This is a genomic window from Acinetobacter sp. YH12254 (genome assembly GCF_013417415.1).
Taxonomy (GTDB): Bacteria; Pseudomonadota; Gammaproteobacteria; order Pseudomonadales; family Moraxellaceae; genus Acinetobacter; species Acinetobacter pseudolwoffii.
The window spans coordinates 60,722-71,211 of record NZ_VPEB01000012.1; the positions used below are offsets into that span (position 1 = coordinate 60,722).

Annotated in this window: 9 protein-coding genes and 1 rRNA gene; 5 read left to right on the forward strand and 5 right to left on the reverse strand. The window is 43.0% G+C overall.

Annotated features, from left to right (window positions below):
• Window positions 1-58: 58 nt before the first annotated feature.
• Entirely contained in the window at window positions 59-661 is a 603-nt protein-coding gene (locus tag FTV29_RS10345) for a hypothetical protein (RefSeq protein ID WP_005173841.1), read from the reverse strand.
• Window positions 662-1,189: 528 nt separating this feature from the next.
• Window positions 1,190-1,735: a glutathione peroxidase gene (locus FTV29_RS10350; RefSeq protein WP_004281007.1), complete on the reverse strand. Its 546-nt coding sequence runs from the start codon at window positions 1,733-1,735 to the stop codon at window positions 1,190-1,192.
• 190 nt (window positions 1,736-1,925) lie between these two features.
• Here FTV29_RS10350 and FTV29_RS10355 point away from each other — a divergent pair, with 190 nt between their 5' ends.
• On the forward strand, window positions 1,926-2,822 hold the full coding sequence (locus FTV29_RS10355) for a DMT family transporter (RefSeq protein WP_180075485.1): 897 nt from the start codon (window positions 1,926-1,928) through the stop codon (window positions 2,820-2,822).
• Between the two features lie 441 nt (window positions 2,823-3,263).
• Here FTV29_RS10355 and FTV29_RS10360 read toward each other — a convergent pair whose 3' ends face one another.
• From FTV29_RS10360 to FTV29_RS10370, 3 genes are all read right to left on the reverse strand, one after another.
• Window positions 3,264-3,833: an L-threonylcarbamoyladenylate synthase gene (locus FTV29_RS10360; RefSeq protein WP_074383691.1), complete on the reverse strand. Its 570-nt coding sequence runs from the start codon at window positions 3,831-3,833 to the stop codon at window positions 3,264-3,266.
• A 41-nt stretch (window positions 3,834-3,874) separates the two neighbouring features.
• Entirely contained in the window at window positions 3,875-5,014 is a 1,140-nt protein-coding gene (dprA, locus tag FTV29_RS10365) for a DNA-processing protein DprA (protein WP_180075486.1), read from the reverse strand.
• Window positions 5,015-5,106: 92 nt separating this feature from the next.
• On the reverse strand, window positions 5,107-6,261 hold the full coding sequence (locus FTV29_RS10370) for a LysM peptidoglycan-binding domain-containing protein (protein WP_005094531.1): 1,155 nt from the start codon (window positions 6,259-6,261) through the stop codon (window positions 5,107-5,109).
• A gap of 119 nt (window positions 6,262-6,380) precedes the next feature.
• On the opposite strand from FTV29_RS10370, the gene def reads away from it, so the two are divergent.
• From def to FTV29_RS10390, 4 genes are all read left to right on the forward strand, one after another.
• Window positions 6,381-6,911: a peptide deformylase gene (def, locus tag FTV29_RS10375; protein ID WP_180075487.1), complete on the forward strand. Its 531-nt coding sequence runs from the start codon at window positions 6,381-6,383 to the stop codon at window positions 6,909-6,911.
• A gap of 92 nt (window positions 6,912-7,003) precedes the next feature.
• Window positions 7,004-7,417: a DUF2946 family protein gene (locus FTV29_RS10380; protein ID WP_159138879.1), complete on the forward strand. Its 414-nt coding sequence runs from the start codon at window positions 7,004-7,006 to the stop codon at window positions 7,415-7,417.
• Window positions 7,418-7,487: 70 nt separating this feature from the next.
• The gene (locus FTV29_RS10385) at window positions 7,488-9,521 is read left to right on the forward strand and encodes a TonB-dependent copper receptor (protein ID WP_180072507.1); all 2,034 of its coding nucleotides are present in this window, start codon (window positions 7,488-7,490) and stop codon (window positions 9,519-9,521) included.
• A 752-nt stretch (window positions 9,522-10,273) separates the two neighbouring features.
• Window positions 10,274-10,490: ribosomal RNA gene (locus FTV29_RS10390) — 16S ribosomal RNA — on the forward strand; the annotation flags it as partial.

Genomic DNA, 10,490 nt, shown 5'->3' on the forward strand with positions numbered 1-10,490 from the left:
TAAAGCAGATAAGGCGATTGAGGAAGATGCTTTCCGATCTATCGCCTTAGATGAAGGTTTAGGTATTTTCCTGTTCAGTCGTACTGTCTGATTTTTGCTCTGGATTCTGGATCAGCAGCCCCGCCAGTTTGATCATTTCAGCTTGCACATTGACCATCTGCGATTCAATTTTTTTCAGGTCGATCTGGCTTAAATCCATGTCACCATTCAACAGCGGTGAGGCCAAGACTTGCTGATTGGCACTCATGATATTGCTGCGGATCTGGTCAATTTCCTGACTTTTTAAGTTCAGGTTGCCGAGTACCTGATTAAAGCTGTTGAGTTGCTGTTGTAACTGGGTTGCGGTGGACTGCAGTTGCTGAGTATCCTTGGCTTCTACTGCACTTTGTAGCTCAGTCTGAGTCTGCTTCAACTGTTCCACATAACTGCCTGCTTTCAGCTGTAAGTCAGCCACATCACGAACCATATAAAACATATTGCCCGATCTAAGCTCAGTTGGTGCGGTAGCGCCAGTTTGCGGCTGGCTGGCAGTGTCAAGATCGGAACTACGAGTTTCCGCTTGCTCAGTGGGTGCTTCAACTGCCTGTTCACATCCCATCAGTAAAATCCCTGAGCTAAATAATGCAAAAGGAAGAACGGCATTGGCAAGAATCTTGGACATGGAATCAGGGTCTCGGTGCAGGTGGAAATATTTCATGATTTAATATAGGGACAAACTATGGAGATAAAAAAGATTGTTGCAAAGTTATAACAAATTTACTGAAGCGCAGACCGTCTTCGATTAAAAATGCTTAAAAAATAAAGATAAAACTCACGTTTTCAACTCAATAAATTGTTTGGGCTGTAATGATGTTAAGAAACGGAGAGTTCTGGATATGCATGCTTACATTCTCCCTATTCACTTGATCCAGTACGGGTTTCTCATACGCGTAGAATGCATTTGATATAGAAAATACGCTTGCTTTTACTCAATGGTTTATTGCTTCAAGTGTATTGTTAATCTAACCGAGGATCGTTGCAGATTAGGCCTGTTAGATTGATGAACAGGCGACGAACTATAGCCAAAAATAAAAGTTGAGGGCGACTTATAGATAGGATTTATATGAATCATTATGTATTTAACTCGCTGTGTTTAAATTACAAAGTAAGTATCTATTGGGTAAATACATACTTACTTTGCGATTAGCAATTATTTGGCCAGTTCGGCATTTACCGCATCCACAATTCGCGGATCATCTGCAGTAATGTCAGGCGCAAAACGTGCAACCACTTCGCCATTCTTATTGATCAGAAATTTCTCAAAGTTCCATAACACTTCAGGCGGTTGGTTTGGAGTCAGGCCATAATCGACCAGATCTTTCCACCAAGGGCCTTCACCGATGCGTTCCGGTACAGCCTGCGTAAGGGTGGTATATAGAGGATGCTTGTCTTCACCCGCAACAGAGATTTTAGCAAATAGCGGGAAGTCGACTTTATAATTCACTGAACAGAATTCCTGAATCTCGGCTTCGCTACCCGGTTCCTGTTCCAAAAAATTATTGGCAGGGAAGCCCAGAATTTCCAGACCTTCCGCTTTTTTGTCCTGATACAGTTTTTGTAAGCCTTCATATTGCGGCGTCAGGCCACATTTAGATGCGACGTTAACCACCAGCAAAACCTTACCCTGGTACTGGTTTAAAGTGGTTTCTGTTCCTTCAATAGTTTTGACTGGAATGTCATATACAGAGCGAGTCATTAGATTTCCTGTTTATTGCGACTGAACGGTATTTGTTTTAATGGGTATTCGCTTTCAGTACAAGTAGAAACAGGTGAGCCCAGTTACTTAAAGCTGCAAATTGCCTCAATTTTATGTGAAAAATCTATTATGCTAGGATGCGCGAATAGGAATAGCTTAATAACAAGACCAGCGACTCATGGATGAAAGTATGACACAGCAACAAAAGGCAGTCTGGTGGGCCATGGCCTTACCACTGGCCGCAGTTTTGATTTGGTCTCTGAATATGACCGTCACCCGCTATGTGGCAGATTACATTTCTCCCATCAGTATCAGTTTTTATCGCTGGGCCTTGGCCTTGCTGATTTTAACTCCATTCATGTTGCCCAAAGTCAAAGCGGCGTGGCCACAGATTCGTCCGCATCTCGGACATTTTGCTGTTTTGAGTGCGCTGGGAATGGTGCTGTATCAGGGACTGGCCTATAGCTCGGCACACTACACTACTGCGACCAATATGGGGCTGATCAATGCCTTTATTCCTATTTTTACCATTATCGTGGGTATTTTTGTTTTAAAGATTCGCCCGACACAGGCTGCAGTGCTAGGGAGTCTTCTGTCCTTTATTGGTTTGATGTATGTCATGGCACAAGGGCAGGGCTTGCAGTTTTTAGCTGTCGGTGAAAGCTATATTGGCGATCTGTTGATGTTGATCGCAGTATTTTTTTATGCGTGTTATGGCGTGTTTCTGAAGAAATGGCAGATTCAGATTCCACTCTTAGTGAGCCTGTATATCCAGATTTTTATGGCCTGTCTCTATCATATTCCGTTGGTACTTTACTTCGGTCTGGACAGTATCAATAGCCATAATGCAGCCAGTATTGTTTATGCCGGAATTTTTCCTTCTATTTTAGCCCCGTTTTTTTGGATGATGGCGGTACAGCAACTCGGTCCAAATCGTAGCAGTATTTTTATGAATCTGATGCCGGTTTTTACCGCGATAGTCGCCTATCTCTGGTTAGGTGAAGCCTGGACCATGTATCACAGTATTGGAGGTGGTATCATTTTACTGGGAATTATATGGGCACAATATCCGGGAAGAGCAAAGTGATAAGCTAAGGAACAGTTTATCAAGATATTAATTGTTTGAATATTAAGCAAGCAATCAAGGTTTTTTAATTGAAATAGCCTGTTAAATCCCAATTTTTAAATGTGAAAATAAATATAAAAATCTTAATTTATTTTAAAACTGGAATAGAAAGAGCAAGATAGTTTGAATTTTGGTTAAAAGTTGCCTAGTATTAATAGAAAATATGTATTAATTGAGTTTTTTATTGTACTTGTCGTTGCACTAATTTTCTCTCATAATGCATCCATCGAGAATGATTAAACATATTTTTCCTTGTTTTATCAAACTCCCAGAGATTTCTGAACCCTCTGGATGTGATTTATGCACATCCTTTTTTATGCTCAACCATCCCTATATGGTTGAGCTTTTTTTTGTCTTAAAACTTTAGTCGAGCTTGAATATCTGCGTGGACTCTGAAAAAGCTCAGTCGCGAATAATCGCCCCACTGACGGCGTCAATAATCCGGCTCGGTTGCTGGCTTAACCCTAAGTCACCATTCAGATAATTCAGATTCTGATCAAAGTAGCGAATCGCATCTTGCAGTGAACGCGCCGGTTCTAATCCTGCAGGATTGGCGCTGGTAGACACAATAAAACCGCCAAAGGCCTGACATAGTGCCATACAGAGTGGATGGTTGGTAACGCGAACCGCCACTTTGGGATGATCGCCCTTAATCCAGGCCGGAATCTCCTGATGCGCGGGAAGCAGCCAGGTGATGGCGCGTTCAGCGGGTCTGTCATTGCTCCAGGATTCAATCACTTGTTCACGCATTTCTGTAGTTAAATCTTGCAGCAGATGTTCCACCTGTGAAATATGCGCTGCCAATAGAATCACCCCTTTTTCAATCGGGCGCTGTTTCAATTTTAAAATCTGATGAAATGCCTGTTCATTATAAGGGTCGCAACCCAAGCCCCAAACAGCCTCTGTAGGATATGCCAAGACTTGTCCGTCTTTAAGACATGCTGCTGCTTCAGCAACAGAGGTAGTAATCATGTGAATACCTTATACAAAACAACAAAGCCCTATTGTGAACTTTATTTCAGTGGACGACAACGCTGATACATGCCCGCTTGTTGAGTACTCAAGCCGAGCAGCTCAAGTTCCATCAATTGACTGGTCAAGGAAGATACTTCCTGTTGTAAATGAAAACTGAGCTGATCCAGACTCTGTCCGACCCAATCGAGTTGATTATAAAGATGAATTAAATGGGGCGGGATAGTGCGCTCTTGCTCAGGATAAGTATCTTTTTTGAAGTGATTTGCATTCGCTTGCCACTGTGTTGCTAGGGCTAAATCCTCAATCACTTGCTGTGGATGGTCAATTAAAATTGCACCTTCACGAATCAGTTGATGACAACCTTGATGATGTTCACTGTAAATATGCCCCGGAATTGCAAATATGTTCTTGCCTTGTTCCGCTGCCCATTGTGCCGTAAGCAATGAACCACTTTTTAAAGCAGCTTCTGCCACAATCACCCCAAGACTTAAGCCGCTGACAATTCGGTTGCGCCGTGGAAAATGCTGCTGCAAGGGTGGGGTAAAAGGCAAAAACTCAGTAATGACTGTACCACCGTGGTTAATCATTTGCTGACGTAGTGCTTGATGTACAGCAGGATAGGTCTGTTCGATCCCTGTACCCATCACTGCAATCGTTCGTCGATGTTGTAGCGCAGCCCGATGTGCTGCTTCATCAATTCCTTGTGCCAAGCCACTATTAATATAAAAACCTTGCTCACTCAGATAAAAGGCAAAGTCATAGGCGACTTGCTGTCCGTGCGGACTTGGCTTGCGACTGCCAACAATTGCAATTTGTGGCTGGAGTAACTGATCTGCATGTCCCTGCCCGAACAGAATCGGCGGCTTATGCTCATAATGACTCAGTTGTTGTGGATATTCAGTATCTGTATGCAAAAGCACAAAATCACTGTGCAACTGAATCTGTTCTAGACTGTGTTGAAAATGGGTTTGAGATTCGCTGCTTTGAAAGTCTTTCAGGCGTTGAATATGATTTTTATGAAGGCCGAGCTTTTGCCAGGTCTCGATTTGAGAACAATGGACTGCATCCGCAAGATCTGCATAATGCCGACTGATTTTATAAAAACTGGTGAGGGAATGTTGCACCAAATACCACAGCGTGATGGCATTGATTTGTGATGTCGACAATCTGTTCAACATAGTGAGACCTATTTTTGCGTCTTCTTATTATTGGTATGAATGAAAATAATTGAGATGATGCTGATCTATCAACATCATCCCACTTTGCAACCTTAGTCTTCTAACAAAGGAGGCTGAATGCCGGCACCCACTTTAATTGGAAGCTCGCTATCCAGCACATAGGCATAGCTCAATTGATCGAAGGCTTTAAAGACCATGACCTGACCAATACGCTCACCTGGCAATTGCACCCGTTCTTTAGTCTTCGGATCAGTCACCACTTCACCTTTCTGGTTTACGCTAAAGACATGACCTGTCTGAACGCCATGTGCCGTACCACGGTCAAGGGTGACGACACTATGACGTGCTGCAGTACCAATCGACCCCAATACACGCACAATCTGACCACCAGGCACAATACTTTCTGCATTGGTTGGGTAGAACAGCGTCGGTAACATCGGGTCGTATTCAGCGAGTACGCGGTCACCGCGACGCACCTCCGCGTTATAACTGTCAGTCAGCTCCAGTGTGGTTACCTCACCTTCACTACGTACCGCAATACCAGATGCCACCTGTTGCAGCTCGAGTGCAGCAGTATATTTCTTGCCATTGGCATCGGTAAATACATAAGGCTCAGCTTCACGATAAACGGCATAGCGTTGACCAACGACCAGACCGTTACCACGTACATAGACTTTCTGGCCTTTGCCCGCCAGTACGCGCTGATCTGCAGTTCCAAGAATGTATGGGGTGCCTTGAACTGAATCAGGCGCCATCAGGGTATAGCGCTCTAGCCACTGTTTGATATGTTCTAGTGGAATCACTGGAATGGTATTGTTTAAAGATTCAACCCGAATCTGAGGTTGCAGAGAGGTGCTGCCCAGATAGCGGCTGATAATACCGTCACAACCATCACCTTCATCTTTGCCAATAATCGGACGGCCCTGGTAATCACACATCAACAGGCGATCGCCCGGGAAAATCCAATGTGGATTTTTCACATGCTTGTTGCTGGCCCAGATTTCAGGCCAACGCACCGGGTTTTTCAAAAAGCGTTTTGAGATGTCCCAGAGGGTATCGCCTTTTTTGACCACATAAATATTGGGTGCACTGGCTTTTAATGCCGGCGGATTGACATTACGTGCAGGTGCGGCCTCGGCAGAATGAATAGTCCCCATACCGACACCGACACAAACGGCGAGTGCCAGCATCTGATTTTTAAACCCCAAGGCACTAAAAAATGGCATGCCCTTCAAAACCTTTTTCATTATCATAATTCCTAAAATTATGTGCGTAGTTGCGTTATAATAACGATCTTACACACATTTTTTGATGAAGCATTCCCTTCATTTGGTTTTTTGATCAATGGCATAATTGAGGACGCAGTATGGCCTTATTACCTATTTTAAGTTTCCCGGATCCCCGTCTTCGTACCATTGCACAACCTGTCGAAGATGTGACTGATGAAATTCGTCAGCTCGCTGCAGATATGTTTGAAACCATGTATGAAGCACCAGGTATCGGACTTGCCGCGACTCAGGTGGATCGTCATATTCAGCTGATTGTTATGGATCTGTCTGAAGATAAAGATCAACCGATGGTGTTCATTAACCCCAAAATTACACCATTGACTGAAGAAACGCAGCCCTACGAAGAAGGCTGTCTGTCAGTCCCTCAAATATACGATAAAGTTGACCGTCCGTCACGTGTAAAAATTGAGGCAATTAATCTGGAAGGTCAAGCATTTGAGCTCGATGCTGACGGACTTCTCGCTGTGTGTATCCAACATGAAATGGATCACTTAAATGGCAAGTTATTTGTTGATTATTTATCGCCATTAAAACGTCAACGTGCACGTGAAAAAGTAGAAAAACTGGTACGCCAGCGTAATAAAGACAAGGTGGCAGTTAAACGCTAGGATATTTTTTTAATTTATTTTAATGATCCAACAAAGCCCAATTCTGATTGGGCTTTGTTATAATCGACATGAGCATATTTTAGGAGTGGCCTGTGTTTTTACGCGCGGGGCTGCTATTTGCATTTGCAGCTGTGTTTCTACAGATTGCTGTATTTTTACAGCCTTTGTTACCGAAGCAATATCAGATTGCTCCGGTCTGCGAAACCATCACGCGTGCGCTTTTTATAGCGACAGATACCCACACCCATCATAGTGCTGCCGAACATGCCATGCAGTCTGTTCAGGCGACGCATACCTCACATGAGCATCATGATGCCAATCATCAGTGTCAGTACTGTACCGTCTACGCAAATCTGCTGTTGCCACCTGATCTGGACATCAAACAGGTTCTTGACCGGATTCATGTCCGTTTAATTGCTTATCAAAAAACCTTTAAGCATGTCTGGTTTGTCCTTCAGCAGCTCTTTTTAATTCCTCAGGGACGAGCGCCGCCACTGCCTGCATAAACCTGCATTTTTCGCTTGGGTTGTTATTGACTCAAGCCATACTTTTTTATGTATTCAGTGAGATAAAAAAATGGCTCAGCCTAAATTTTTTTTACAGCCACTTGCGGCTGCGATTTGTGTTATCTGTTATTCACCAGCCACAATGGCAAATGAAACGATGCCCGTGCAAACTTTGGCACCGATTGTGGTGACTTCTACAGCAGGTAATGATGCCAATGGACTGATTGTCCGTGCTGATCCGAAACAGCCGATTCAACCGATTCCGGCATCAGATGGTGCAGACTATTTACAAAGTATTGTCGGTTTTAGTGCAGTGAATAGCGGTGCCGGCACCAATGGTGATGTGACTTTCCGGGGTATGTTTGGTTCAAGAATTAAAATCCTGACCGATGGCACTGAAAACCTGGGGGCCTGTCCAAGTCGGATGGACTCACCCACCTCATATATTTCCCCAGAAAGTTACGACCAGATTACGGTGATCAAAGGCCCGCAAACGGTTCAATATGCCAATACTGGATCTGCCGCAACCGTGATTTTTGAACGCAGTCCGGAACAGTTTAAAGATGATAAAAACTATCGTGGTCAAACAAGTGTCTTGATGGGTTCATTTGGCCGACTGGATCAGAATATTGAAGTGGCAGCAGGTGATGAGCAGAAATATATCCGTCTGAATAGCAACCGTTCTGTATCTGATAGCTATCAGGATGGAAGTGGTAATACTGTGCCATCAGACTGGGAGCGCTGGAATGCCGATCTGGCTTTGGGTCTCACGCCCGATGAAGATACCTGGGTTGAATTGACCGCAGGTAAAGCAGATGGTGAAGCGGTGTATGCGGGCCGGGCAATGGATGGCTCAAAATTTGGCAGAGAAAGCCTCGGTCTAAGATTTGAGAAGAAAAATGTCACTGATGTAATCAAGAAAGTTGAAGCTCAAGTGAACTATAACTTTAATGATCATGTGATGGATAACTTTAGTTTACGTGAGTTCCAGCCCACTCCGATGATGAATATGCCGATGGCAACCAACGTGGCACGTAAGACTTTAAATGCCCGGGTTGCGATGACACAGGAGTGGGATGATATCGAGCTGATTACGGGGGTCGATACGCAGAATAATGAACATAGTATCCGTAAAGGCATGCATAACAGTTATAAAGACAAAGCTCGCTCTATTGATATGGAGTTTCAGTCCTATGGCGGTTTTGGAGAGTTGAGTTATCAGCTGGGCGGAAATAATAAACTGGTATCCGGAGTGCGACTGGATCATGTTGAAGTTCTGGATCGACGTGCTGAATCTCTTCAGGCGGATTTGAATGTAGAGCGTAGTAAAACGTTGCCAAGTGCATTCTTACGTTTTGAAAATACCCATCCTGAACATGATGATGGCAAAACTTATATCGGTTTAGGTTATGTCGAACGTATGCCGGATTACTGGGAATTATTCAGTCCTAAAACAGGGAATGGTAATACCAATACCTTTAAAAGCATTGATACTGAGAAAACCCTACAGTTGGATTTAGGTTACCAACATGAACATGGAAACCTAAGTTCATGGGTATCTGCCTATACAGGCTTGATTCAAGATTTTATTTTGACCAAATACAATGCAAACGATCAAGCTGAAACACGAAATGTCGATGCTGTCATTGCAGGTGCAGAAGCGGGCATTGGTTATCAGTTTAGTGATGCGATTCAGGCTGATGTCAGTGCCATGTACGCATGGGGTGAAAACACCACTGATAATACGCCGTTGCCACAGATTTCACCTTTAGAGGCTCGGGTGAATTTACGTTATATCCAGGATAATTATACTTTGGGTGCTTACTGGCGTTTGGTCGATGGTCAAAACCGAATTAGTGAGCGTGAAGGGAATATCGTTGGTTATGATGTTAAGAAAAGTGCAGGCTTTGGCGCACTGTCTTTAAATGGCACATATCACATTACGAATGGGGTAGATCTTTCTGTGGGGGTCGATAATGTCCTAGATCGTACCTATGCCGAGCATTTGAACAAGATGGGCAGTTCTGGTTTTGGATTTGCTGCCAATGAGCAATTTAACAATATTGGCCGTAACTACTGGGCAAGAGTCAGTATGAAGTTTTAATTGTTGTCTAATCTTTTGAAAAAGCCATTGCTCTTAAGCAATGGCTTTTTTAATTTTAAGGTCGGAGTTTATTTTGCATATTTAAATAGAGTGCCAATTTCTAGGAAGAAGGCCGTATAAAACAAGTTTTTTCTATATAAGCGTCAGGGCGGTGAAGAATAAAACAAGAATTGACTACGCCTTAAGCAATAGGGAGTGCGTAATAAATGATTTTTTTAAATAATTTTAATTAAAACAATTGGTTGTAATTACTTGGGTGAGAGTTCTTAGCTAGATTACATGAAAATCAAAAATAATTAAAATAAATTTTATATAAAAAACAATTATTTATATTTTTATTGGTTTATAAAACAAACACACGATAAAAAATCTTTGCAAGAAGTGTTGCAAGCGCTCTGAAATGCTGTAGAATGCACATCCATCGGCAGTGATGAAGATTAAAACTTCTGATAAAACAGTAACTTAGCACGAAGTGTTAAGATTAGGTTTTGTCGGATAAGTTTAAATTAATTTGAATTACGGATTGACACTTTAGAAATTCAGTGTAATATAGCCGACCTAGCTTGCTGGTGACGAATCAGCAAGAAGATCATTAAGAGCTTATGAAGAACAACTTGTGTGGATTTTTACTGGTTGATCGATCGAAATTATTTTCATTGATTGATGGTAGAAATGACTCGAAGTTTATTTGAGAAATATTTGTCAGAAAATTGATGAGCCAAGATTGGTGTCCTTTAGGCACTACTGATTTTAAACTGAAGAGTTTGATCATGGCTCAGATTGAACGCTGGCGGCAGGCTTAACACATGCAAGTCGAGCGGGGGAAGTTGCTTCGGTAACTGACCTAGCGGCGGACGGGTGAGTAATGCTTAGGAATCTGCCTATTAGTGGGGGACAACATCTCGAAAGGGATGCTAATACCGCATACGTCCTACGGGAGAAAGCAGGGGATCTTCGGACCTTGCGCTA

Coding starts and splice junctions, on each gene's coding strand:
- FTV29_RS10345 (WP_005173841.1), bottom strand. CDS start 661: ATGTCCAAGATTCTTGCCAATGCCGTTCTTCCTTTTGCATTATTTAGC.
- FTV29_RS10350 (WP_004281007.1), bottom strand. CDS start 1,735: ATGACTCGCTCTGTATATGACATTCCAGTCAAAACTATTGAAGGAACA.
- FTV29_RS10355 (WP_180075485.1), top strand. CDS start 1,926: ATGACACAGCAACAAAAGGCAGTCTGGTGGGCCATGGCCTTACCACTG.
- FTV29_RS10360 (WP_074383691.1), bottom strand. CDS start 3,833: ATGATTACTACCTCTGTTGCTGAAGCAGCAGCATGTCTTAAAGACGGA.
- dprA (WP_180075486.1), bottom strand. CDS start 5,014: ATGTTGAACAGATTGTCGACATCACAAATCAATGCCATCACGCTGTGG.
- FTV29_RS10370 (WP_005094531.1), bottom strand. CDS start 6,261: ATGAAAAAGGTTTTGAAGGGCATGCCATTTTTTAGTGCCTTGGGGTTT.
- def (WP_180075487.1), top strand. CDS start 6,381: ATGGCCTTATTACCTATTTTAAGTTTCCCGGATCCCCGTCTTCGTACC.
- FTV29_RS10385 (WP_180072507.1), top strand. CDS start 7,488: ATGGCTCAGCCTAAATTTTTTTTACAGCCACTTGCGGCTGCGATTTGT.